Raw genomic sequence first — 25,666 nt, 5'->3', positions numbered from 1 at the left:
TCTTCCTCAACTTTCAAAAAATTCGTTCTCGGCGTGATCCACACCTGTGCATGACTTCCACATAGTTTTCCACAGATTGTGGACTCATGCCGACTCAGGCCAGTGAATCTCCACACGGGTGGATAAGCTTGTGGAAAACTACATGGGTGTGACTTGTGGACGGCCCTGGGCGACGCGGATGTGAACTGTGATGAATTTCGTCCGAGCGTGACGTGAAACATGGCGGAGCCGTTTGACCGTCGGTGCGCGGCCTCGCTAAGATGGAGTGTCCTGTGTACCGGGCTTCATCCGATTATCCTGATCATCTTTTGGCTCTTATGCACAGGAGTGCTCGGCGGTCGAGACTCTCACCGCCGTTTTTTGTGAGAACGCACCGGCGTTCACCCGCAACCTAGAATCGGAGACTGAAGTGAGCAAGCGTACATTCCAGCCCAACAACCGCAAGCGCGCCAAGAAGCACGGCTTCCGTCTGCGTATGCGCACCCGTGCAGGCCGTTCGATCCTGGCCGCACGTCGTCGCAAGGGACGTTCCGAACTTTCGGCCTGAGCGTGCTTGACGCGGCGCATCGGATCCGCAGCGGCGAGGATTTCAGACGAGTCTTCAAAGCCGGGGTCCGGGTGCGTTCCGAGCACCTCATGGCGCACTGCCTGAGAGACACCGATGATACCCACGCTGCTCGCGTGGGTTTCATCGTATCCAAGGCCGTCGGCAACGCCGTGGTGCGCAATCGCACGAAGCGGCGGCTGCGCGAGATCATCCGTCCGCGTCTGGGCGAACTCGGTGCAGGAGAGCTGTTCGTTCTCCGAGCGCTGCCGCATGCGGCAGATGCGGAGTTCGCGGTCCTCGCGACCGAGGTCGAGGCGCTGCTGGCCAAAGCCCACAAGAAGCTGGAACACCGTGGACGCCGAGCATGATCTGAAACATGTCTCCGAGGTGCCGCGTCGGCCGGCCGGATTCTGGCCGACGGCGGGGTGGATCCTGCGAGTCGGGCCGCGGATGCCCTTCGTCTGGTTCATTCGGGCCTATCGGATCGTCATCTCACCTCTCTATGGACAAGTGTGTCGTTATTATCCCAGCTGTTCCATGTACGGACTCGAGGCCTTCGAGATACACGGAGTTCTCAAGGGCATGGTGTTAACTGGGTGGCGCATACTGCGATGCAATCCGTGGTCCCACGGTGGAGTCGACCACGTGCCGGGATCGGCGCGAGAAGCCAGGTCGAAGACCATCCATGACGGCAGAGCTCCCAGCTGAGGAAATCAGACCGGGCAGTCCCCGCGTGTGAGCGGATGGGCTGACTGCCCCGAGGCACTCACATCGTGTCGCGCAGACCTGTGAACAATGGCAAAATGAACTTCGCTCAAGAATAGTTGCAACGAGGAGAACCGAATGGACTGGATGGACAAGCTGCTCTACCCGCTGCAGTGGGTAGTTGCTTGGATCCTCGCGATCTTCCATGAGATCTTTACCGCGATCGGTCTCCCGGCCGACAGCGGTTGGACCTGGGTGCTCTCGATCGCCGGACTGACCGTGGTCATCCGTGCTCTCCTCATCCCTCTCTTCGTCTACCAGATCAAGTCGCAGCGCAAGATGCAGCTGCTGCAGCCGGAGATTCAGCGCCTGCAGGCGAAGTACAAAGGCAAGAAGGATCAGTACTCGCGCCAGGCCATGGCCGAAGAGCAGATGGCACTGTTCCGCGACAATAAGACGAGCCCGTGGGCCTCCTGCCTGCCGCTGCTCGTGCAGATGCCGATCTTCTTCTCCCTCTTCCGCGTCATCCACAACATGCCGAAGGTCGCCGATGGCTCTGTCGGCGCGATCGGCGGCTTCACTCAGCAGCTGGCGATCCAGGCGGAGAACTCCTCGATCTTCGGAATCCACCTGTCGGCGGTCTTCACCGATGATGGATTCGCCGTCAAGCTCCTCACCGGTGTGCTCATCGTCGTCATGGCCGCCACCATGTTCATCACGCAGAAGCAGATGATGGCGAAGAACATGTCGGAATCGGCAATGGCGAATCCGATGATGCAGTCGCAGAAGATGCTGCTCTACGTCATGCCTCTCGTGTTCGGCATCGGCGGCATCTACTTCCCGCTCGGCGTCCTCATCTACTGGCTGGTCTCGAACACCTGGACGATGGCCCAGCAGCACATGGTCATCCGCAATATGCCCGCTCCCGGCTCGAAGGCCGAAAAGGAGATGCTTGAGCGCAAAGCTCGCAAGGGCAAGACTGTGAAGCAGGAAGAGATCAAGAGCCAGACCGCTGTCGAAGAAGCCCCGAAGAAGAGCGGCCAACGGCAGCAGCCCGTGAGCAAGAACCGCAAGAAGAACAAGAAGCGCTGAGGACACGAACATGACCGAAGAGAAGATCGACGAGACCTCCGAGCAGACCTCCGAGCAGACCGCTGAGGAGACCTCGACGAAACCGACCCGTGCCGAACTCCTCGAGGAAGAGGGCGAGATCGCTGCGGACTACCTCGAAGAGCTGCTCGACGTTGCCGACATCGACGGCGACATCGACATCGATGTCGCTGATGGTCGCGCCCAGCTGTCCATCGTCTGCGAAGACGACGAGGACTCGAACCTGAAGACGCTCGTCGGCAGAGATGGGCGAACCCTCGGAGCACTGCAGGAGCTCAGCCGACTGGCTGTGCAGACGCAGACCGGACAGCGCTCCTGGCTGATGCTCGACATCGACGGTTTCCGCAACAGCCGCCGTGAGGAACTCATCAAGAAGGCGAAGCGTGCGATCGACGAGGTCAAGGACGGCGGCGAGGAATACGCCTTCAAGCCGATGAACAGCTTCGAACGCAAGATCATCCACGACCAGGCGGCACGCGCGGGCCTGGTCTCGGAATCCGAGGGTGAAGGCGACGGCCGCCATGTCGTCATCCGGCTCGCCGATGACTGATCTGACCGAGATCGAAAGCGGACTGCCAGAGATCGAAACACCTCCAGCCGGCACCGAGGAATACTTCGGAACGGCGTTTCCCGCTGCCCAGCGCTACGCAGAGCATCTGGCGACCACCGGGATCGAGTGGGGCCTCATCGGACCACGCGAGGTCGACCGCCTGTGGACCAGGCACATCCTCAACTGTGCCGTCGTCGCCGAATTCGTTCGCGAGAACGATGTCGTCGGCGATGTCGGCAGCGGAGCCGGCCTGCCCGGTATCCCGATCGCGCTGATGCGCCCGGAGGCGAAGATCGTCCTCATCGAACCGATGGAACGTCGTGTCGAATGGCTGAGCATGGTGATCGACGATCTGGGGCTGGAGAACGTGCGCATCGTGCGGGCTCGGGTCGAGGAGCTCGTCGACGAAGAGATGTTCACCGTCGTCACCGCACGAGCGGTCAAGGCGATGACGACTCTCATCGAATGGACGCGTGAGGTCATCAGTCCCGGCGGCCGTATCCTGGCTCTCAAGGGAGCTTCTGTCGAAGGCGAGCTGGCCAAGGCGAAGAAGCTGATCAAGCGGTATCGACTCTCACAGCCGATGATCCACGTCGTCGATGGCGGAGGCATCCTCGAGGTCCCGAGTCGTGTCGTCGAGATCGTGAAGAAATAGTACGAAGTAGAGTTGGTCTAGGCTGGATCAGAGCCTTGTGAAACCGATGGATGATGGAGTGCGCCGTATGCCGATCATGGATGAGTCGTCTCCCATTGGTGCCGCGATTGCACGGGACAACCGTCGTGCGGATCGACTGTCGCAGACAACCTTTCCACGACCGGACGATACCCGCGTCTTCACAATCGCGAACCAGAAGGGTGGCGTCGGAAAGACCACGACGGCGGTGAACATCGCTGCGGCCCTGGCCAACCAGGGTCTCAACGTGCTGCTCATCGACATCGATCCGCAGGGCAATGCGAGCACGGCTCTGGGCATCGACCACTATTCCGAGGTCACCAGCATCTATGACGTGCTCATCGATGACGTGTCGATGCGTGAAGCCGTGGCTCAGTGTCCGGACTTCGACACGCTCAAGTGCGTTCCCGCCACTATCGATCTGGCGGGTGCCGAGATCGAGCTGGTGTCTCTCGTCGCTCGCGAACAGCGGCTGCAGCGAGCCCTCGGCATCTACCTGAAGGAAGAGGAAGCCTCAGGCGAACGCGTCGACTACGTCATCATCGACTGCCCGCCGAGCCTCGGACTGCTCACTGTCAATGCCTTTGTCGCCGCGCGCGAGGTCCTCATTCCGATTCAGTGCGAGTACTACGCACTCGAGGGATTGAGCCAATTGCTGAAGAATATCCAGCTCATCCAGAAGCACCTGAACCCTGAGCTGTCGATTTCAACGATTCTGCTGACGATGTATGACGGACGGACGAACCTCAGTGCACAGGTCGCCGACGACGTGCGCACCCACTTCCCGGAACAGGTCCTCGGCACGGCCATCCCGCGTTCAGTGCGGATCTCGGAGGCTCCGAGCTACGGACAGACCGTGATCTCATATGACCCACATTCGAGCGGTGCACTCTCGTACAGAGAAGCCGCTGAAGAAATCGCGAATCGAGGAGTAAGTGGTGGCTGAACGCAAGAAGAGGGGCCTGGGACGCGGGCTTGGTGCACTGATCCCCGACGCGAACTCCAGCGACCGCCCCGTTGACGTCTTCTTCTCGGGCGGAAACGCCGAGGAAGCAGCGCGGGAGGGCGAAGCAAAGACCTCGCGCACAGCCCGTACCGACCCGGCCGCTTCCATGCAGTCCTCACGACGTCGCAAGCCGAAGGCAGCGACAGCGACGAAGGCCGGAGGCTCGACGAAGGCCGAGACCGGGACGAAGAGCGGCACAACGTTAAAGTCCGAAGGTTCGACGAAGTCGACGAGTGCAGGCTCCGCGAAGACATCGACAGCGAAGTCGTCGACTTCTCGGAGTACAGCCAAGAAGACCACTGGAACGGCATCTGCGGCGTCGAAGCAGGGAACAGGGAAGACAGCTGCCGGAAAGACGGTGACCTCAAGCAGGACTTCGAAATCATCCGGCGGCACCCGGTCTGCTGGGACCACAACGGGCTCGAGCAAATCGGCATCCGCTTCTTCCTCTGAGGCATCCTCTGCAAAGTCGACCCCTGCAAAGTCGACCGCGGCAAAATCGGCTTCCTCTGCGAAGACCACCGGTACAGAATCGAAGAGCAACGCGAAGTCGACGCCGGCCAAGCCCGGTACCGTGAAATCCACTACCGCCAAGGCCAGTACTGCGAAAGCCGGTACCGCTGAGTCCAGCAATGCGTCGAAAACGACCGAGACGTCTGAGGCGACTGTACCTGCACCAAAGACGACGTCTGCGGCAACCGTGCACGAGTCAGATGCGCCGTCGACGAAGAGCGCGGCATCTTCCGCTGATACCGGCAATGCGGTGGAAAACGGTGAATCGCCCGTCCAGGCCCGGATATCGGACACGAACGTGGCCGAGGCCGTTGAGTCGACTGCCACTGGCTCAGACAGCCACTCAGACGTGCGTGAAACCCATCCCGGTGTCTACACGTCATCAGGGTATGACAGTGGTGATGACGAAGATGTTGAGGCGACCGAGACAGGGTCCGTCGTCACCGATGTCCCCTCGACTGAAACTACAGACATAGTTAACTCTGGCGATGGGAGTCAGAACGCCGACCGAGGATCGGTGGACTCGGACTCCGCAACCTCTGGAGAGGACTCGGCTCCTTCGGAAGAGGACACCTCCGAAGCAGACGAAGACGAGGGATCGTATGACGGTGTCGAGTCGATTCCGGATACAGAGTTCGGGGAGATCGATGTCGACCTCATCGATGCGAACCCACGGCAGCCGCGTACGGTCTTCGATGAAGATCTTCTGGCAGAGCTTGTCCACAGCATTCGCGAGATCGGTGTCCTCCAGCCGGTAGTCGTCCGCCAGAAGCCCAGCGATCGGTCTCGCTTTGAACTGATCATGGGTGAGCGCCGTCTTCGCGCGACGAAGGACGCGGGACTCTCGACGATTCCTGCCATTATCAGGTATGTCGAAGATACCGACCTGCTGCGCGATGCCCTCCTTGAGAATCTCCACCGCGCTGAGCTGAATCCGCTCGAAGAGGCGGCTGCCTACGGTCAGCTGCTCGAAGACTTCGGATGCACACAGGAGGAGCTTTCCGAGCGGATCGGGCGTTCGCGGCCGCAGATTTCGAACACTCTTCGGCTGCTTCGCCTTCCGCCCCTCGTGCAGCGTCGGGTCGCCGCCGGCGTGATCTCGGCCGGCCATGCTCGTGCGATTCTGGGTCTGCGGGATCCTGAACATATGGAAGTTCTGGCGCAGCGTATCGTCGCGGAGGGTCTCTCGGTACGTGCCTCGGAGGAGGCCGTCGTGTTGCTGAATCGCGGAGATTCGATCAATGTTTCACGTGCAACGACAAAGGTTGCACCTGAATTCCTGGCTGTCGCTGAACGATTGGGCGATCGATTGGACACGAAGGTCAACATCTCGGTTGGAAAGCGAAAGGGCAAACTCAGCGTAGAGTTCGCTAACCAGGAAGATCTGGATCGGATTCTGGGCCTCCTCGGCATCTCCCAGGAGGATGCAGGCTGACTATACGCTGCACCGGCAGCAGAGGACCCGACGGAAATATCCCGTCGGGTCCTTCTCTTTCACCGCGGTACTCCGTACTTTCGACGAAAATGGACCTCCTACTAGTACTAGGACAAGTGGTCCGTGTTGTCAGGGCATGCTTTCAGGACTTGCTATGTGCTGAGGACTATCCGGTAAGGGATGCACCTGGGTACTATCAGCCTCGAGTCGAAGCAGTTCCGGATTGCATCCGTGCATAAACTGGCTGAATCTGTGGAATGCGCTGTATACGCCACTATCTGTGGATTCTCCTTCTCCCCGTATGGCGAAGACGGCCTTTCAGCATCGTCGTCAACGTGGCCCATCTTTCGGATGTGGATGGAAGACGAGTGGGAAACCTTGCCTATTGGGTATGTCTTGGCAACCGATCTGTGGCGTCATCCAACTTTGCCGGAAGCCGACCGAAATGAGGCTGCGGGGTTGGCACCGCACCATTAAACAGTGTTTCACGTGAAACGATGAAGTTGTGAGTTCGCTATTGCGACCTTGCTGCGCTGCCGCAAGGTCGATGACACTAAGGAGTGCTCAATGCAATGTTGTCCTGTCACCTGCTGAGCTAGTCTAACCGGTGCCAATTGTAAGCGTCGCGTTAAGCCGTGGAAGTCTTCGGTTAGCTGAGCGAGATCGTAATAGGTAGGTCAGTCCGATTCTCGTACCGCTGCACTCGCCTAGACGGCTGTGCGGTTTCACATGAAACATCACTTCTATGACGTAGTCGAATGCCTAACGTGTTGTTATAGGTAGATGATTAAGGAGCTTGTTCTCGGTCATTGGGACTCTTCGTCGTGGGACACCAAATTCACATGGCACCACTTCAAGCTGGCTCCAACCGTGACTAAGAGCCGAGGGAATCGTGGCATTCTGTCCGACGTTACGGGCATGGTTTACTGAGAGCTAGTCTGTGGCCAGGGTGAACGCCTGCGCGTTGAGACGCGAATCGTCGGATCGGTAGACAGTACTCGCGGGGCCTCAGGTTGATGTCGAGCTATCAACTTGTAAGAACCAACGTGTAAGAGCGGTCGAATAGCGTCGTGCTTCGTCGTCCACGGCGGGGTGTTTGTGAAGGCTTTTACTCTAGCAAATCTCTGTTTCACGTGAAACGGGGTCGCTTCGCGCGGACTCTTTCGTAGGTTCCCGGGCTTATCAAGCAGGGAATGGGTAGTGCCAAGACCATCACGAACCCTTCATAGCACTGCGAGATCGATCCTGAGTAAGAATATGTACTGCGTAAGTTTTTCTTCTCCCTAAGGAACCTGTACCTAGGACTGCCATTATTACTAAGTCGGGAGCGTGTTTCACGTGAAACGGGTCGCGATCCGCAGATTCCCTTGATCCCTGCCTCCCATCGCCAAGGTCCATCTGCGGTCTGGTCAGATGACTCTCCCGTTGACGATAGCAATAGAGAAGGCAGCGTCACGCTGAGGCAGGGATGTATAAGTCATAGTCGGCGCACCCGGCAGTCGGTTTCATGCTTGTTTCACGTGAAACGAGGAATTGAATCCTGGTCGTCGACTCGGTGGCGGTTGTTGTCCCGGCTCCTCGCCAGCCCCTGTTCCGCCCCGTTACCCCTGACGAGTATCCGAAGGTGACTGCTGCTGCCTCATCAGTTGATGATGCATTTATGAAGGCTGACCGGGCGCGGAATTCGCATAGGACGGGTGCGTGTGTCGGGGATCTGTTGTGATGGGTAGTGGTTCTGTATGCAGCATACTTGGTTTCCGTTGGTTCCTGCTCTGCGCGGTGTCCCTCTTTCATCGGATTGGGTTCGCCACTATTCCAATCAGGGGGGTGGTGTTTCACCGCCATGTTTCACGAGAAACGTGGGGTCGTATTGCCTCAAGAGTTCGCCTGCCTGTATTTGGTGCGAGGGTGAGGAATGCTCGGAGTGAGCCTGTTCCCATTACCCCTACCCCGTCGTGTGAAATCCTGAATTGCCCTTATAGTCACGGTCTTTGCGCACCGTTGGTTTGGGGCTGACGCCTGAACTTTGGGTAGTAGACATAATAGGCGTCCTTCTTGCTCGTACGCATTGAGGCTTGGACGCCAGTGACTCAGTCGACATAGTTGGCCGTTTGTAGTCAGATCTTGAGTCGACCTGCCCAACTATCAGTTATCAGATTCCCGAGACCGCAGCTACAGGGTCGCCGACGATTCCATCGCGCCTGGTGATCCTCCTCGGAGGTACCGTGTTTCACGTGAAACACAGGCTCTGTATCTTTCCCATTCTTACGGCAGATGGCCCGGGCCCGTAGTGATCGATTGACCTGGTGGATACTACTCGGACGATCGGGCCTGGGCTTCAGGTGAAGTGTTATCAACCTAGTGACAACATCAGTGACCATTTCCGTGCCGTGCATTGAGCCTTTCACCTGCCGCGGGCCGATGGAAATTGCGTCTTGGGCGCGGCGTTGCGCGATCTGCGAGCCGACGGATCGGGTCTGCGGCAGCATTGATACTTCGACGAGAGATTGTCGGTTCTTGATGGTCACAGCCACGTCTGCCCTTATGGGAGCTTCGGTGGCTAACAGATGAATAGAGCTGTCTACAGTAGATATTGCTGGAATCTTGTTTCACGTGAAACAGCGCAGTTCACGTAAGGCGTGTTCGGGCTTGGGTAGGTTTCACGTGAAACATCTAGTCCCATCGAACGGCTGTTAGATGATGCTACTTCGCGGAAGCCACGATCTTGCCGACGGTATCTTAGTGTTGCTTTGCGATCACTGCGGATTCTTGTTGAGAGAATTGGTGTCTTGGAGCCGCATTCCGCCAGTAGGCTTATCCGCACGACAGGTCCCAAGGTCGCTTGGTGATGCACTATGGCACTATGCGCCTTGGGCTGCGCAGCTGCTATCGAGAAGATGTTTGAAGGAGAGGGCGTCCGAGTCCCCGTGACCTCTGAGGCAGGTCAGCTGAGTGCTTTGATCGCTTCGAGACTGAGTGTGCCGGTCTGAGGATCGTTGTCCTCCCGTATGTACAAGCGCTGCAGGCCAGCCGCAACGCCATCTGCGATCGCGTCTCGTACATATGGATCCTGCAGATTCTGGAGATCCTCGTCATTTGTGAGATAGCCGGTGACGACATGCACCTTAGGAGTGCGCAGTCGTTTGAGCGACGCCCACGTCCTTGCATGAGTGCGGCAGTCAAGCATGCCGGTGCGAGCGATGACCTCGCCTTGAATGAGCTCGGCGAGCTTCTGTCCGGTCGGCGAATTGAGGTCGTTCTGTCTTTCATGACCGAAGTAGAAGCTGGCAATGCCTTTCGCTTCTTTGGATTTGCTCACGTCTGCGGTGACTGTGATGACGGCAGACGCTCCGAGCGAGTCAGCGCGGTTGATCTCCACTGCGTCACCTTCGAGCAGAATCGCTCCGGCACCGATGGCCTCTAGCCTCCCGACAAGGCGGCTTGCGATATCATAGGTGATCTGGCGCTCGAGGGCTGTCTGCTCTTCGGTCATGGGCAGTGTCTGAAAATCTACAACTGTAGTTGCTGCTTCGATGACGAATGTGCGTCCGACGAGGGATGTGCCTGATGCCGCGACCCGTGCGCGTTCCTGAAGAGCGAAGAGGTTTCCCGTGTCCTGATTGCGGTTGATCGCGTTGAGTCCGCGCAGAGTCTGTGGTCCCGTCACGCCGTCTACTTTGGTTCCGAGGCTCATCTGCAGCTCCTTCACTGCTGCCTCGGTGCGTGCGGCATATTCGGCGTCTACTCTGCCCGGATAGAACCCCAGGCCGGCGAGGCGTGTCTGCAAGACCAATACATCGTCACCTGTGAGGACCCTGACGGGGTCAAAACGGAGCACACGGTCGCCCAGCTGATATCTCGCGTGCTCGAGCTCTGAAAACGTCTCAGGGCCGAGCACACCGTCGCAGAGGATTCCGCGGTCCTGTTGGAACTGACGCACTGCCAGTTCGAAGGGACGATCGAAGTCGGCGGATTCGGAATCGCCGATGTCGAGCCCCAATCGCGCCATCTGAGCCTTGATATTCGGCAGCATCTCAGAAATATCGCCACGCTCGTAGCGCGGTTGGTCAGTGTTCATCAATGCGTGGCCAATCTTCGGTGTAGCGGTCGGTCGATCAGATTTGTCGGTTGGACAGTTTCAGTGCGCAGATACGTCTAAGGCGCCTGTTGATAGTACAACAGGCGCCTCAGAACTCGATCAGATGAACTCGGAGAGCTCATCCTCGAGAGCAGGCTTCGGACGAGCGCCGATGATCGTCTTGGCGACCTCGCCGTCCTTGAAGACATAGAGCGCTGGGATCGAGGTGATCCCATAGGTGCTCGCAGTCTCGAGGTTCTCGTCGGTGTTGACCTTGACCACGTTGAGCTTCTCAGCGTTCTCTTCGGCGATCTGATCGACGATGGGGCTGACCATGCGGCAGGGTCCGCACCACGGTGCCCAGAAGTCGACGAGCACGGGCTTGTCGGACTTCAGTACGGTCTCTTCGAATGTTGCATCAGTGACTTCTGTCGCCATGGTGACCTTCCTTCGCTGCGGGTTTCACTAATCAAGAACAGTGGTGCGTGCGGTTTCATTCCCGCCAGGGTGGGCGCGGTGTCGTACTGCGCCTGGGGCAGGGCTGATCAGGAAGCAGCGACGGCAGCTTCAACAGCGACCGGCTTTTCGGCGGCCTCGATATCAGCGAGGTAGTGTTCTGCATCGAGTGCTGCCGCACACCCTGAGCCGGCGGCGGTGATGGCCTGACGATAGACGGAGTCGATGACATCGCCTGCAGCGAAGACACCTTCGACCGACGTCTTCGATGCACGGCCTTCCACCTTGAGGTATCCATCGGGACGCATCTCGAGCTGGTCGGAGAACAGGCTGGTCCGCGGGTCGGAGCCGATTGCCACGAACATGCCGGTGACCGGCAGCTCCGAAGTCTCCCCTGTGACTGTGTTGCGGATCGTCAGCCCTGTGAGCGAATCTTCGCCATGGACCTCTGCCACTTCACTGTCGAAGAGGAACTCGAGCTTTTCGTCTGCCTGTGCGCGATCCTGCATGGCCTGAGAAGCACGCAGCTCCTGACGACGGTGGACCAGAGTGACCTTCGACGCGAAGCGAGTGAGGAACGTCGCCTCCTCCAGAGCGGAGTCGCCACCGCCGATGACGGCGATGTGCTGATCGCGGAAGAAGAACCCGTCGCAGGTGGCACACCAGCTGACACCGTGTCCCGACAGCTGCTTCTCATTGGGCAGGCCGAGTTCGCGGTAGGCCGAGCCGGTCGCCAGGATCACTGCCTTCGCTGTGTATCGAGCACCCAGAGCGGTCTCGATCTCGTGAGCCCCCGGGTTGAGCTTGAGAGTCTCGACATCGTCGTAGATGACCTCGGCGCCGAACTTCTCGGCCTGCTCGCGCATGCTCTCCATGAGCTCGGGTCCCTGTACACCGGCGGGGAAACCAGGGAAGTTCTCCACATCGGTGGTGTTCATGAGCTCGCCGCCAGCCGTCACCGAACCGGCGATGACGACCGGTGAGAGGTTGGCCCGCGCCGCATAGACGGCGGCGGTGTAGCCGGCCGGGCCCGACCCGATGATCACGAGTTGAGTATCAGTCATGTGAAAAGATCCCTGCTTCTGTTTGCTGTGCCCGACGCGTCACGGGGTGCCGCGCGGAATGACTCTGGTTCCTATAACGGTACGATGCCGAGGTCTATTCCGCACCCGCTTCCCCCAGCAGCCTGACTGCATAGAACGGCAGGAGTGGAAAAGAGCCTCGTCTTTCAGGAGAACTGAACGGAGCTGATTGTGGCCTTGAAACCGCCGTCTGTCTGCGGCAGTTCTGTGACCCAGAGAATCAGCTTGTCGGTCGTGACCTCCTCATCGAACTTCACGGTCACTCCTTCGTCGGCATCGAAGACACCTTCACCGATGACCTTCGCGTCCTCCGGATCGTCTCCATCGCGGATCTCGAACTTACCTCCGGAATTGCCCGACTTGACCTTGACCTGACTGACCGTCGATTCGTCCTCGAACTCGATGAGCAGGCCGACTCCTGATTTGAGGTTGCCGAAGCTCGCCGAGTTGTAGCGGTCGGTGTTCCACGAGCCCTCGGTTTTCGGGATCACGTTCTCGGTCTCGCTGTCGTGTTCCGACCCGTCGCCTTCGGGGTCGAGCGATTCGACAGTCTCGATCTTCGGAGGATCAGCCTTGGGGGTCTCCTTTTCTTCCTTCTTCGTCGAATCGTCGCTCGGCGCCGAGGTCTCAGCGACCGGCGCCGATTCGTCATTGCCGGAATTGAAGTTGACGACGACGATTCCGATGATGATGGCTGCGACCACGGCGAGTCCGAGCACCAACCACAGGAAGGGCTTCCGGGTGGCGGCGAGATCGCGATCTTCCGGTTCGGAGCCACGACTGCCTCCGGACGCCCCTGCCCCGCCTCCGGACGCCCCGGTTCCAGCTCCACCTGCACCGGCCGCACTGCCAACCCCAGCTGCACCTGCACCAGCCGCCCCTGTTCCCGCAGCAGCGGCTCCGGTTGCGGTCCGCTTGGACGAGGACGGCTTCGACGACGCGGAATCGGCTGACGCCGGCCCGGAACCCGAAGGCGACCCGGACGAGGATGCCTGGTTCATCGACGCAGTCTTCGCTGACGTCGCTGCTGCGGCGGCGGTCGAATCGCTGTGCTGACGACGAGGCCGTCCTGCTGCTTTGCGTTCGGACGGTCGAACGGTCGAAGCAGCCGCAGACGACGAATTGTCGGACGACGAACTCTCGGCCGACGAGACAGCGGCAGGGTTTGACGATTTCTCGGCCCCCGAACCACTGGCCCCCGAACCACTGGCCGACGAACCCCCGGCCGACGAATCACCAGTTGACGCAGCAGCGGTCGGTGGGGCCGCCTCGGTGCTGGGGTCGTCGACGGAATCCGGGGACAGCCGGCGCATCTCCTTCGGCGGCGCCGCGGCGTTGGCCTCCTGCTGGCGCGCGGTCGAGCTCGCTTCGAAGGCAGCGAGACGTCTGCGTGCCTCGTCCTCCTTCGCCTGCGCGATGCGACGCTCACGCTCATACTCGCGGCGCTGGTGCTCGCGCTGCTGTTCATTTGTCTCGAACATCCCGCCGAGGAACCAGGACCCGTCGTCCTCGTCCTCGTCGTTGTCCATGATCACGCGAGTGTCGTTCTCGTCGCTGTCGTCTTCGGCAACGATCTCGAGCGCCTGAGTATCCGGGTCGGAATCGTCCTCGCGGTTCATGATCGGAGTCGTGAGATTCTCGTCGTATTCGTGTGCGGCGTACTCCGAATACTCGGAATAGGTCTGCTCCGGCTCCCACTCTTCCCATTCCTGGGCGGCGTGATCGAGCTCCTCCTTGGCGATGGGGAAGCTCGAGGCCTCTCTCATCTGCATCCGATCCGCGTAGCGTCCTGTGGTGTGCCCGACGACGCCTGCGGCCAGGCCCCGGGTGCCCGGACGGGTGATGCCGATGCGCACGAGGGCGGCCTGCACCTGATCCTGACTGGCGCCGTCCGCGGCGCCAGGGCCAGGGCCGATGGTCTTCGCACGGGGTGCAGGCAGGCTCGTGGCCTCGTCGAAGCTGCGGGGCGAGCTGTCGAACAGAGACTCGTTCTCGGCTACGGGCGCACGGCTGACGTAGCGCAGCAGCTCGGGATCCCAAGTGTCGATGTAGCCGAGGACCTCGGCGACCGAACCAGGGCCGGGATCGGTTCCCGTGATGATTCCGCTGACGAAATCGTCGAGCTTGTCCGGAACATCCGGGTTGAGCGCCTTGACCCGCGCGATGCGCGCGTTCTCCTTCTCCGCGGGAGGCAGGCCGTCATAGGCTTCGTCGCCGGGCCAATAGCCGGTCAGGGCCGCATAGAAGAGCCGGACGAGAGACAACGCGTCCCGGCGCGAGGCCTTCGTGGGCGTATAGTCCTTCGGGTCGATGACCCCGGTGTCCAGCGCCAAGGCCGCATCGATGCCGATGCCGGCGATGACCACTGCGCCCTTCGAGGTCAGTCCCACGAGGCTCGGGCGCAGGAACATGTGGAACAGTCCCCGCCTCGCCGAGGTCACCAGGGCGGTGCCGACCTCGCCGATGAGCGCGCATGCGGCGTCGACGGGCAGCGGCGAACGCGGCAGGATCTGACTGAACGGCGTCACCGCAATGCGTTTGATGACGATGTAGTCGAGGCCGTTCGAATGGCCGACATCAAGCGTCGGCGCGATGCGCGGATCATCGAGGATCGACACGCGGCGGGCAGCTTCGACGACATCGCTGGCTCCGCCCGCATCGGCGACGAGGATGAGCACGGGCTCATCGAGGATGGCATCGAGTCCCGTGCAGACGGCACCGATCTCGGGCTTCTCTGGCAGCCATCGGCGGTCGACAGTCGATACGACGTAACGGCCGGCCACCACCATGCCGGGTTCGATATCGATCAGGGCGACCACCTCCGGTGGGGATTCAAGGGCTCAGGCTGCTTTTCTTAGTTTTCCAGCAACCACGTCAATAATCGAATGCAACTCTCTGACTCTGAGCAAATAGCAAGCTCCGATGAAGAAAAGGAGCATCACGGTACCGACGAGGGCCGTTGTGGCGATCGCCTGCAGACGACCGGACAGGGCGAAGTCCGGGAAGAAGTAGAGCAGACCGTAACCGGCACCGCCGGCGACGATCGCAGCCAGCAGGAACTTCAGATGAGAGGTGAGGATCTCGCGCAGATCGATTTCGCCGAGGCGCTTCTTGAGGATGGCGAACGACAGGATCATCGCGAACAGGTACCCCAGGCTCATGACGAGTCCGATGATCGCCACCGTCACCGACTTCGGGAAGATCGTCGCCGAGAGCACGGCCAGGGATTGGAAGACGATCTGCGGCAGCTGGATGAAGAAAGGCGTCTTCGCATCTCCGTAGGCGTAGAACACCCGCTGTGCCAAGTAGTTCGCGCTGAAAGGCACGAGCCCGAAGATCATGGTGATGATGACCAACCCGATCGCCATGGCCTGCTCCCGACCCGGACCGGCGATGATCATCGCCACCGGCGAGGCGAGGACGACGAGGGCGGCGAGGGCGAAGGTGTTGACCATGCCGACCATTCGCACGCCCATGGAGAAGTCGCCGACGACCGCCTCGGTGTCCTCATCGGCCGCGTTCTTGGCCAGGGAGGTGAACAGAGCGGTGGCCAGCGAGACCGCGATGAGTGAATGCGGGAGCATGAACACGAGGTAGGCGTTCGTGTAGGCCGTGTTCGCGGCATTCCCGTCGCCGGGGATCGACGCACCCGAGGCGACACGGGAGATGATGAGGAAGCCGATCTGGCCGACGAGCATCGCCGCGAACGTCCAGAACGCGACCTTGCCGGCGGATCCGAGTCCGACCCCCCGGAACCCGAAGGTCGGCTTGTACTTGAAGCCGATCCGCTTCAGCGGCCAGATGAGGATGAGCGCCTGTGCCGCGACACCCAGGGTGGCTGTTCCCGCGATGAGGGTGATCTTCTCCGGGGTCCACGTGTCAAGGTGATGGGGAGACGCATTGTTCGATCCGAAGACGACGATGAAGACGGCGAGACCGGCGATCGCGACGATGTTGTTGACTACGGGGGCCCACATGTAGGGGCCGAAGGAGGACTTCGCATTGAGCACTTGGCCCAGCAGAGTGTAGAGCCCGTAGAAGAACAGCTGCGGCAGGCACCAATAGGCGAAGGCGGTGGCCAGGGCCAGCTGTTCGTGGCTCCATCCGGAGGAGTAGAGCCAGACGAGCAGCGGTGCTGCCACGGTCGCCACGATGGTCACCGCACCGAGGATGAGGAAGGACAGCGTGAGCAGCCGGTTCGTGAAGTCCTGGCCTCCGTCTTCTCGCTTCGACGCCCGCACGATCTGCGGGACGAGCACGGCGTTGACCACACCGCCGGCCAGCAGCATGTAGAGGGTGTTGGGAACCTTGTTCGCGATATCGAAGGCGTCGGCCTGGACTGCGGTGACACCGATTGCGGTGGCCAGCATCGAGGCTTTGACGAAGCCGAGCACACGCGAGGTCATGGTGCCGGCGGTCATGATCGCCGAGGACCGGGCCAGGGATGAGAAGCTGGACAAGCGCTACCTCTTTTCGGGGTCGTCGGTCTGGGCGCGGGCCATCGCATCGGCCAGCTGCTGCTCGGGGATCTTCGGGCGCCCGCGCGAAATCGTCTTGATCAAGCCGATCACGAACACCGCGGCCAGTGCCAATCCGACGACGGCCGTACCGATGTTCTCCCAATCGGCACGGACCCGCACCAGCAGCGATTCCTCCCTGGGCAGGGCGTCCCCATCAGCAGTGACCATTTCGATGGTCGTCGGCACATCGGCATTGGCCAGGCCCTCGACGGGAACGTCGACGCGCATCGTCTCTGCGGCCGGGACCTTCACGGTCTCCGTCTCCTGGGTCCGCAGCTGCGGGGTGGAGGACGTCATCCGAATCCGCAGAGTCGCCTCGGCGGGGGAATCATTGACGATCGTGACGGGAATCGTCGTCTTCACCCCGGTGACGAGGAGGACGGACGACCCTTTGCGCAGGTGCAGACTGTCCATGAGCGTTCGACTCTGCTCCCGGGCCCGATCCGCGCAGTCGTTCGGCTTCGGATCCAACGTCCACGCCGCCGAGGTGCAGCTGAGCAGCTCCCGATCCAACCGGATGTCGGCGCCCTTGGGGTCGCTGAAGACGTGGTTGAATCCTTCCTGGTCCGATCGGGTCTCGGCCAGCGAGGCCACCGCGGCCTTGCGGATGTGCGGGGCATCGGAATCCGAGCGGAGCAGTCCGCGGGCCTCGGACGGTGAGTCGAGGAGCTCATCGACCCCGGTCGGGTCGATCCACGGCGACGAAGTGAGCGTCTCGACCGTGTCCTCCCACCCCGCCGAGGCGGCCGTGCGCGGCAGGGGCACCATCAGGCTGCGTGTGCGATAGGGGGCTTCGGACTGGATGGCCGCCGCTTCTGCGACGAGCTCGGACAGCGCCGAGGCGCGATGATCGGAATTGATCGCGGCGGCACTCATGTCCGTCAGCTTCGAGTCCGTAATGAGCGTATCGATCGACGATTCCCCATCGTCGGAGATCGTCGTCTGAGAATGCGAATCATCGTGGATGCCGGTGATCGACGGCTGCTGCTCATCGGTGAGGATCGCCGTGGAATTGCCCGACTTCTTCAGCGCCCGCAGTCCGGCCTTCGTCGCGCTGCCTGCCACCGGCCAGGCGATGTCGGTGCGGGCATCGGGGAAGACGTCCTCGACGACCTTGCGCTGCTTCTGGGCGAACGAACCGAGGCGTTCGATCTTGCTGCCGTGCAGTGCGTGGAGATCCGGATCGCCGAAGGGCAGCGCGACGACAGTGTGCTTCTGGGCCGCAGAGACGAAGTCCTCGTACCAGGTGTTGAGGCGATCACGGCGTTCCTCTTCTGCCTCGAGCTCGGCATCGCTGGCTCCGGTGTCGTCGTCCTCGGCGACTCCGACCGGTGGGGTCTGGGACTGCCCGGCCTCGCCGCTGGGCTCGTCGCTCTGCGGCGGGTCTTCACCGTCGGCGGGAGGGGGTTCGGCGATCGCGGCCTCGAAGGAGGTGATGACCCTCGGGTCGATGGCCAGGGCGAGTTCCCTGTGGTCGAGCAGCTTCATGATCGTTGAGAGCGAACCGCCGTCCGCGATGGCCTTGTCGAGCTGTTCGGGGGCGATGATGCCGCCCTCGGAATGACCGGGCAGCGTGACCGGGGCGAGCACACTGACCTTCGTCTGATCGAACTCCGGTGATGGGTACCACGTGGTGAAGCCGACCGCAGACGCACGGAGGCCGGTGTCGTCGCCGAGCTGTACGGCCAGTCCCCGCGGGCCCCAGGAGCTCACGGGTGAGGACTTGCTCAGCTCCAGATCGTCGGCCGGCACGGTGAAGGTGAACTCGGCTGAGGTGCCGGGATCGATGGTGTCCTCGATCGGCGTGTCGAGGACGGTGCCCGCATCGTCGTCCGCCTCGGTGTCTTTGTCCTTCTTCGCCTTTTCCCGGGCCTTCGGTCCGTCGTGTTCGAGATCGGCGACGGTGCGGTGCTGAGACTGTCCTTGTTTCCAGTCACTCAGCCGGGCCTCCGAATTGAGTTTGCGTGACGACATCTGCAGACTCAGCGACGGCTTCTCGATCGCCTTGTCGGTCGGGTTCGTGACGGTTCCACGCACCGTCAGCGTTCCCTCTTCGTCGACCCAGGGCGTGACCTCATCGAGGGTGATCGAGGCTTTGGCCGCTTGAGTGTCGGCTGCCGCCGGGCTCGCGGACAGAAGCGGAAATGCGAAAACCGGCCCTGCGAGCAGCAGAAGCGTGCTCAGCAGGGCGGCGAGGAATCGCAGGCGGTGGTCGGGAATGGGTTTCACTGCTCCAGTCGGGACACCATCGGTCGGGCGGCGGCGACGATTCGGCGCTCATTGGCGAACGACAGTCGCGAACGCAGGTCGTTGAAGGGCACCCACGCCGCATCGATCGCTTCTTGGTCAGGATCATTATCCACGGTCAGGGTCCCCGACTGTGCACGCAGCAGGAAATGGTGGACGAGTTTGTGGATCCGGATCCCGGTCACCGTGAACCAGTAGTCGACGGTGCCCAGGGGGCAGATGATCTGCCCGGCGATCCCGGTCTCCTCCTCCACCTCACGGCGGGCCGCCTCGGCGGGGGTCTCCGTTCCTTCGAGATGACCTTTGGGCAGGCACCATTCGATCCGGCCGGCCCGATTGATGCGCGCGATGACCGCGACGACCAGCAGCGGATGAGAGAAGTCGACGACGATGCCACCGGCGGAGATCTCCTCCACCGTGGTGCGGCGGGACGCCCTGGGTCCCGGCTTGGGCATCGGTGTGGTCATTCTCCTACCTTAGTAGGCGAATCTTGGAAGTTCCGTGTCATCTGCTCCCGGTAGGCTAAAGGGAATCGGAACTTCCGCCTGTGGCCGGGCGGCACGACTGAGCCGGCAAGAGCAGAAATCTCACGACAGAAGGAGCTCGGTGGATCCGCAGACCGCGCACGCCCGACTGCACGACAAGCTCGACGATCTCGAGCACATCCTCGGCCCGCTGGGTAAGAGGTTCTCCGCGGCCGGCTTCGAACTCGCCCTCGTCGGCGGGTCCGTCCGTGACGCCCTGCTCGGCCGACCGATGCCCGACCTCGATTTCACGACCGATGCGCATCCCGACGACATTCTGGACCTCATCTCAGGCTGGGTCGACACGCACTGGGACATCGGGCGGGAGTTCGGCACCATCGGAGCCGTGAAGTCCGGCGTCCAGATCGAGATCACGACCTATCGCGCCGAGGCCTACGAGTCCGATTCGCGTAAGCCCACAGTGCGCTTCGGCACGGACCTCGATGCCGATCTCGTCCGCCGCGACTTCACCATCGGGGCGATGGCGATCCGTCTGCCGTCGAAGACCTTCGTCGACCCGCATCAGGGCTTCGACGACCTCATCGCCGGGCGCATCCGCACCCCGGGTGCGGCCGCGGACTCCTTCTCCGACGATCCGCTGCGGATGATGCGCGCGGCGCGATTCACCTCTCAGCTCGGGCTCGACCCCGCCTCCGAGGTGGAACAGGCGATGACCGAGATGGCTGATCGCATCGACATCATCTCCGCCGAACGTGTCCAGGTCGAACTCGTCAAACTCATGACCGGCATCGATCCGGCCGCGGGCATCGATCTGCTCGTGCGCACCGGCCTCGCCGACCATGTTGTGCCCGAGGTGGCCGGACTGCAGCTGGAGACCGACGAACACCACCGGCACAAGGACGTCTACCAGCATTCGCTGACCGTGCTGCGTCAGGCCGTCGAACTCGAGAGCAAGTATGCGGCGGCTCAAGAAGAAGCCGGAATGGCCGATGATGATCCGCAGCGCTTGCGAGTACCCGACTTCGTCGTCCGCTTCGCCGCGCTCATGCACGACGTCGGCAAACCCGCCACCCGCCGCTTCCAGCCCGGAGGTGCTGTGACCTTCTACCACCACGATGCGGTGGGAGCGAAGCTCACGGCCAAGCGGATGAAGGCGCTGCGCTTCGACAAGGACACGACGAAGGCGGTCGGCCGCCTCGTCGAGCTCCACCTGCGGTTCTACGGCTACGGCGATGCCGGATGGACAGATTCGGCGGTGCGCCGGTATGTCACCGACGCCGGTCCGCTGCTGTCGCGGCTGCACATCCTCACCCGCGCCGATGTCACCACCCGCAACAAGCGCAAGGCTGACCGTCTGGCATTCGCCTACGACGATCTCGAGCAGCGGATCGAGGCCCTGGCCAAACAGGAGGAGCTCGATTCGATCCGCCCCGACCTCGACGGGAAGCAGATCATGGAGATCCTCGACATCGAACCATCACCCCTGGTGGGCAAGGCGTACAAACATCTGCTTGAACTGCGGATGGAGCACGGACCGCTCGGACCCGAGCGCGCGGAGGCTGAGCTGCGGACGTGGTGGCACCAGCACGACCGGTGACCGACCCCCGCTGATTCATCGACTCATCGGTGCTGATAGCTTCTGAATCGTCTAGATTTGTGCTTGGCGTCACACATAGTGACGTGGGCGACGATGTGAGGAGAGAGTCATGACGGTGACCGATGATTTCAGAGCAGCTCGGGATCAGCTGATCGAGCTCCGCAGCGACTACGACGCAGCGCGTGAGGCGTTCGAGTGGCCGCGGTTCACGCACTTCAACTTCGCCCTGGACTGGTTCGACAAAATCGCTGTCAACAATGACAACCCCGCATTGTGGATCGTCGAACAGGACGGCACGGAGGGCAAGTGGAGCTTTGCGGAGCTGTCGGCCCGGTCGAACCAGGTCGCCAACCACTTCCGCCGTGCCGGGATCAAACGCGGTGACCATGTCATGGTCATGCTCAACAACCAGGTCGAGCTGTGGGAGACGATGCTCGCCGGCATCAAACTCGGTGCCGTGCTCATGCCCGCCACCACCCAACTGGGTCCCATCGACCTGACTGATCGTGCCGAACGCGGTCAGGCCGACTTCGTCGTCGCCGGAGTCGACGATGCCGCGAAGTTCGATGACGTTGATGTCGAGGTCGTGCGCATCATCGTCGGCGGTCAACCCACCCGGCAGCAGGACTACGCGTATTCCGATGCCGATGACGAAAGCACCGTTTTCGACCCGCAGGGCCAGTCGAGGGCCGATGACCTGCTGCTGCTGTACTTCACCTCGGGGACGACGTCGAAGGCGAAGATGGTCGCCCACACCCATGTGTCCTACCCCGTCGGGCATCTGTCGACGATGTACTGGATGGGGTTGACCCCGGGTGATGTGCACCTCAACGTCGCCTCACCGGGGTGGGCGAAGCATGCGTGGTCGAATATCTTCACCCCGTGGATCGCCGAGGCCTGCGTGTTCCTCTACAACTATTCCCGGTTCGATGCCAACGCCCTCATGGAGACGATGGACCGGGTGGGTGTGACGAGTTTCTGTGCCCCGCCGACGGTGTGGCGCATGCTCATCCAGGCCGATCTGGGGCATTTGAAGACGCCGCCGACGAAGGCTTTGGGTGCGGGTGAGCCGTTGAATCCGGAGATCATTGATCGGGTCCATCATGAGTGGGGTGTGCTCATCCGTGATGGGTTCGGGCAGACGGAGTCGACTCTGCAGATCGGGAACTCCCCGGACCAGGAACTCAAGTACGGGTCGATGGGCAAGGCCCTGCCCGGTTTCGATGTCGTTCTCATCGACCCCGCCACGGGTGAGGAGGGTGATGAGGGTGAGATCTGCCTGCGCCTGGACCCGCGCCCCATCGGCCTGACGGCCGGGTATTGGTCGAACGAGGAGAAGACGGCTGAGGCGTTCGAAGGCGGTGTCTATCACACCGGTGATGTGGCCGCCCGGGATGAGGATGGGTACATCACGTATGTCGGTCGTGCCGATGATGTGTTCAAGGCCAGTGACTACCGCCTGTCCCCGTTCGAGTTGGAGAGTGTGCTCATCGAGCATGAGGCTGTGGCCGAGGCGGCTGTGGTGCCGTCACCGGATCCGGTGCGGTTGGCGGTGCCGAAGGCGTATGTCGTGGTGTCGGAGAAGTTCGAGGCCAACGCGGACACCGCCCGGTCGATCCTCGCCTACTGCCGGGAGCATTTGGCCCCGTATAAGCGGATTCGTCGTTTGGAGTTCGCGGAGCTGCCGAAGACGATCTCGGGCAAGATCCGTCGTGTTGAGCTGCGGGCCCGGGAGGGTCAGCTCCACCCGTTCAGTGGTGAACCCGTGGTTGAGGGCAATGAGTACGCGGACACGGACTTCGACCTCAAAAGCTGAGGTCGGTCGCGCTCCTCGGACGGAACCGCCTCGGTGACTCCCGAAGGTGGGACTTCCTCCGGTCGCGCTCCTCGGACGGAACCGCCTCGGTGAAGGTGAACCGTCGCTCAACGGGAAGTCGGGATTTCTCTGGTGCTCCGCACCGAAATCCCGACTTCCCGTTGAATGTGAGCAAACACGCACATGTCATGGTTGAATATCGGCCCGTGAAGTAAAATGCCTGGTGAGACATCGAATACCGGGTTACTCAGTGGAGTATACGGTAACCTGGTGTGTTCGCAGGGTGCTAGGATCAGCACTTTTTCACCCTCTACTAAAGAAGGCGTGCGACACTGTTTTGCGTCTTTGACCTTTTTTCGGACCTCGTCGCCACGCTTTGCGGCAGGCTGACTGACCTGGAGGACCTTGGGTGGCTAAGGGACAACACACAGCCAAGAATATCGGCAGGAATACGAAGAACCTGCTCAATTACCCGCGAGCGGGTGTGAGCGGATGGACTCGTTATCTGCCGAGCATCCGCGTACTCGTCGTCGGCGGGCTCAGCCTCGTCATCGCCCTGTGCGTGCTCTTCGCCATCGGGTATGCCGCCACCGACATCCCCGAGCCGAACCTCGAGGCGACCGGTCAGACGTCGACGATCTACTACAGCGACGGCAAGACGCCCATCGGGCAGTACAAGGTCGAGGACCGCAAGTCGGTGGAGATCGATGAGATCTCCGAGCCGATGCAGAAGGCCGCGATCGCCGCCGAGGACACCTCGTTCTACGAGAACCGCGGAATCTCGATCAAGGGTCTCTCCCGCGCCGTCGTCGGCGTGGCCACGAACAAGTATGCGGGCGGTGGTTCGACCATCACCCAGCAGTACGTGAAGAACTTCTACCTCACGAACGAGCACTCCTTCGACCGCAAGATCAAGGAGATGTTCATCTCGCTCAAGATCGACCAGCAGCAGTCGAAGGACGAGATCCTCGCGAACTACCTCAACACCATCTACCTCGGACGCCGCTCCTACGGCATCGAGGTCGCCAGCCAGAACTACTTCGACAAGCCGGCCTCGGAGCTCAACGTCAGCGAGTCCGCACTGCTGGCCGCGATGATCCAGCGCCCTGGTGCTGCTGATCCCTCGGACAACCCCGAGGCCTACCAGGATCGCTTCGACTACGTCGTGAAGTCGATGGTCGACGAAGGCTTCATCACCGAAGAGCAGGCGGCGAAGGTCGAGATGCCCGAGGTGAAGAAGCAGAACAAGGAGTCCTCACTGTCGGGCCAGAAGGGCTACATGTGGGACTTCGTTCGCCGTGAGGCGCTGCGCAAGCTCGACATCGATGAGGCGCAGCTCGACCGCGGCGGCTACAACATCGTCACCACCTTCGACAAGGATCGGATGAAGGCGGCTGAGCAGGCCATCAAGACTCTCCCGCAGGAACAGCCTGAAGGCATGCAGGCGGGACTCGTCTCGATCGATCCCGACGATGGCGGAATCGAAGCCTTCTACGGCGGCAAAAACTATCTGGACCAGGCCTTCAACGCCTCGACGCAGAGCCACGTGCAGTCGGGTTCGACGTTCAAGCCCTTCGCGCTCGTCGCAGGTCTGGAGAACGGCGTACGGCTGACCGACTCCTATCCAGGCGCCAGCCCGACGACCTTGAATAACGACGGCACTCCGTGGACGGTGAATAACTTCGCCAGCACGAGCTACGGACCCGTCAGCCTGCTCAAGGCGACCCAGTCCTCGATCAACACCGCCTACGCCGCACTCAACGTGCAGGTCGGGCCCGACAAGACCGTCGACGTCGCAGAACGTGCGGGACTGAGCCCGAACTGCACCGATAAGGAGATGAAGTCCGGAGATACGGGCGGCTGCTCGATCGGCCTGACCCCGAACCCCTCGAACGTGCTGGGTACGGCCAGCGTCAAGCCCATCGACATGGCTTCGGCGTACGCGACCTTCGCATCCAACGGCGTCCACCACGAGACCCACTCGATCAAGAAGGTCACGAAGGGCGCCGAAGACGAGGAAGTGTACAAGGCCGAGACCAAGGGCAAGCGCGTCTTCGACAAGGCAGTTGCCGCTGAGACCTCCTACGCTCTGCAGCAGGTCGTCAAGGGCGGTTCGGGCGGATACGCACAGAACCTCGGCCGTCCCGCCGCCGGCAAGACCGGTACGACGAACGAGAACAAGGCTGCCTGGTTCTCCGGCTACACCCCGAACCTCGCGACCTCGGTCGTGCTCTACCGTGAAGTCGACGGGAAGTCCGTGTCGATCGGCTCCTTCGGCGGTCGCGGTGAGGTCACCGGTGGATCCTTCCCCGTGCAGGTGTGGACCGACTATATGAAGAATGCTCTGCAGGGTGAGAAGGTCGAACAGTTCCCGGCCCGCGGCGAACTGCCGGACAAGCCCAAGCCGAAGAACACGAACCCGGCCCCGGCTCCGAAGCCCGAGCCGAAGGAAGAACCCGAGCCCAAGGCTCCCGCTGACAACAGCGACGGAGGCAAGGACAAGGAGACCAAGGCTCCGATCGAGACGCCGAAGGACGAGAAGGACAAGGACTCCGACGGCGACGAGAAGGGCAAGGAAGAAGGCTCCAAGGACTCCGACGGCAAGGACGGATCCGACGAAGGCGACAACGGCGATTCCGGTGACACCGGTGGCTCCGAGAACGGCAACAGTGATAACGGCAACGGCGGAGAGGGTGACAAGGGCTCTGGCGGCGGCAACGAAGGCGGGAACGAAGACGGAAACGGTACTGGAGGCGGTGGCGACACCGGCGGCGAAGGCAGCAGCGACAGTGGTCTTGGCGGCCTCGGCGGAGATACCGACGGTTTCAAACCAGGAGGATAGACGT

The 25,666-nt window shown here is 61.4% G+C and carries 19 protein-coding genes; 11 read left to right on the top strand and 8 right to left on the bottom strand.

Going from position 1 to position 25,666, the window contains the following annotated elements; genetic code table 11:
* The first annotated feature begins 409 nt into the window (after window positions 1-409).
* The 7 genes from rpmH to L1F31_RS18585 all read left to right on the top strand — a co-directional run bounded on the left by rpmH (window position 410) and on the right by L1F31_RS18585 (window position 4,531).
* The gene (gene rpmH, locus L1F31_RS18615) at window positions 410-547 is read left to right on the top strand and encodes a 50S ribosomal protein L34 (protein ID WP_135537704.1); all 138 of its coding nucleotides are present in this window, start codon (window positions 410-412) and stop codon (window positions 545-547) included.
* 2 nt (window positions 548-549) lie between these two features.
* Window positions 550-915 (top strand): ribonuclease P protein component, encoded by a 366-nt coding sequence (gene rnpA / locus L1F31_RS18610; RefSeq protein ID WP_265418699.1) that lies wholly within the window; start codon window positions 550-552, stop codon window positions 913-915.
* Window positions 818-1,255, top strand: a complete 438-nt coding sequence (gene yidD / locus L1F31_RS19015) for a membrane protein insertion efficiency factor YidD (protein ID WP_346732472.1) — start codon at window positions 818-820, stop codon at window positions 1,253-1,255. The genes rnpA and yidD overlap by 98 nt, the downstream gene beginning before the upstream one ends.
* 135 nt (window positions 1,256-1,390) lie before the next feature.
* A complete protein-coding gene (gene yidC, locus L1F31_RS18600) occupies window positions 1,391-2,344 on the top strand; it encodes a membrane protein insertase YidC (protein ID WP_265418698.1) in 954 nt (317 codons plus the stop codon).
* A 10-nt stretch (window positions 2,345-2,354) separates the two neighbouring features.
* Window positions 2,355-2,912 carry a Jag family protein gene (locus L1F31_RS18595; protein ID WP_265418697.1) on the top strand — a complete coding sequence of 186 codons (558 nt, stop codon included), beginning with the start codon at window positions 2,355-2,357 and terminating at the stop codon, window positions 2,910-2,912.
* A complete protein-coding gene (gene rsmG / locus L1F31_RS18590) occupies window positions 2,905-3,567 on the top strand; it encodes a 16S rRNA (guanine(527)-N(7))-methyltransferase RsmG (protein ID WP_265418696.1) in 663 nt (220 codons plus the stop codon). The genes L1F31_RS18595 and rsmG overlap by 8 nt, the downstream gene beginning before the upstream one ends.
* Before the next feature lie 67 nt (window positions 3,568-3,634).
* The gene (locus L1F31_RS18585) at window positions 3,635-4,531 is read left to right on the top strand and encodes a ParA family protein (RefSeq protein WP_265418695.1); all 897 of its coding nucleotides are present in this window, start codon (window positions 3,635-3,637) and stop codon (window positions 4,529-4,531) included.
* Here L1F31_RS18585 and L1F31_RS18580 read toward each other — a convergent pair.
* Window positions 4,448-5,431 (bottom strand): hypothetical protein, encoded by a 984-nt coding sequence (locus L1F31_RS18580; protein WP_265418694.1) that lies wholly within the window; start codon window positions 5,429-5,431, stop codon window positions 4,448-4,450. The two genes, L1F31_RS18585 and L1F31_RS18580, sit on opposite strands and share 84 nt — an antisense overlap.
* Before the next feature lie 22 nt (window positions 5,432-5,453).
* Between L1F31_RS18580 and L1F31_RS18575 the strand changes: the two genes are divergently transcribed.
* Window positions 5,454-6,539: a ParB/RepB/Spo0J family partition protein gene (locus tag L1F31_RS18575; protein WP_265418693.1), complete on the top strand. Its 1,086-nt coding sequence runs from the start codon at window positions 5,454-5,456 to the stop codon at window positions 6,537-6,539.
* A gap of 2,944 nt (window positions 6,540-9,483) precedes the next feature.
* On the opposite strand, the gene L1F31_RS18570 is transcribed toward L1F31_RS18575, so the two are convergent.
* From L1F31_RS18570 to L1F31_RS18540, 7 genes are all read right to left on the bottom strand, one after another.
* Complete coding sequence (locus L1F31_RS18570) at window positions 9,484-10,572, bottom strand: N-acetylmuramoyl-L-alanine amidase (RefSeq protein ID WP_265418692.1); 1,089 nt, start codon at window positions 10,570-10,572, stop codon at window positions 9,484-9,486.
* 165 nt (window positions 10,573-10,737) lie between these two features.
* Window positions 10,738-11,055, bottom strand: coding sequence for a thioredoxin (gene trxA / locus L1F31_RS18565; RefSeq protein ID WP_265418691.1), 318 nt, complete (start codon window positions 11,053-11,055; stop codon window positions 10,738-10,740).
* A 107-nt stretch (window positions 11,056-11,162) separates the two neighbouring features.
* The gene (trxB, locus tag L1F31_RS18560; RefSeq protein WP_265418690.1) at window positions 11,163-12,137 is read right to left on the bottom strand and encodes a thioredoxin-disulfide reductase; all 975 of its coding nucleotides are present in this window, start codon (window positions 12,135-12,137) and stop codon (window positions 11,163-11,165) included.
* A gap of 164 nt (window positions 12,138-12,301) precedes the next feature.
* Complete coding sequence (locus L1F31_RS18555) at window positions 12,302-14,974, bottom strand: protein kinase family protein (RefSeq protein ID WP_265418689.1); 2,673 nt, start codon at window positions 14,972-14,974, stop codon at window positions 12,302-12,304.
* A gap of 21 nt (window positions 14,975-14,995) precedes the next feature.
* On the bottom strand, window positions 14,996-16,615 hold the full coding sequence (gene murJ, locus L1F31_RS18550) for a murein biosynthesis integral membrane protein MurJ (protein WP_265418688.1): 1,620 nt from the start codon (window positions 16,613-16,615) through the stop codon (window positions 14,996-14,998).
* Window positions 16,616-16,618: 3 nt separating this feature from the next.
* Entirely contained in the window at window positions 16,619-18,904 is a 2,286-nt protein-coding gene (locus tag L1F31_RS18545; protein WP_265418687.1) for a DUF6049 family protein, read from the bottom strand.
* Window positions 18,901-19,389 carry an NUDIX domain-containing protein gene (locus L1F31_RS18540; protein ID WP_265418686.1) on the bottom strand — a complete coding sequence of 163 codons (489 nt, stop codon included), beginning with the start codon at window positions 19,387-19,389 and terminating at the stop codon, window positions 18,901-18,903. The genes L1F31_RS18545 and L1F31_RS18540 overlap by 4 nt, the downstream gene beginning before the upstream one ends.
* Window positions 19,390-19,528: 139 nt before the next feature.
* Between L1F31_RS18540 and L1F31_RS18535 the strand changes: the two genes are divergently transcribed.
* From L1F31_RS18535 to L1F31_RS18525, 3 genes are all read left to right on the top strand, one after another.
* On the top strand, window positions 19,529-21,004 hold the full coding sequence (locus tag L1F31_RS18535; protein WP_265418685.1) for a CCA tRNA nucleotidyltransferase: 1,476 nt from the start codon (window positions 19,529-19,531) through the stop codon (window positions 21,002-21,004).
* Between the two features lie 109 nt (window positions 21,005-21,113).
* Entirely contained in the window at window positions 21,114-22,820 is a 1,707-nt protein-coding gene (locus tag L1F31_RS18530; RefSeq protein WP_265418684.1) for an AMP-binding protein, read from the top strand.
* 409 nt (window positions 22,821-23,229) lie between these two features.
* A complete protein-coding gene (locus L1F31_RS18525) occupies window positions 23,230-25,662 on the top strand; it encodes a transglycosylase domain-containing protein (protein WP_265418683.1) in 2,433 nt (810 codons plus the stop codon).
* Window positions 25,663-25,666 lie beyond the last annotated feature (4 nt).

This window comes from Brevibacterium spongiae, assembly GCF_026168515.1.
Classification (GTDB): domain Bacteria; phylum Actinomycetota; class Actinomycetes; order Actinomycetales; family Brevibacteriaceae; genus Brevibacterium; species Brevibacterium spongiae.
This window is presented reverse-complemented; position numbering and strand designations above follow the sequence as displayed.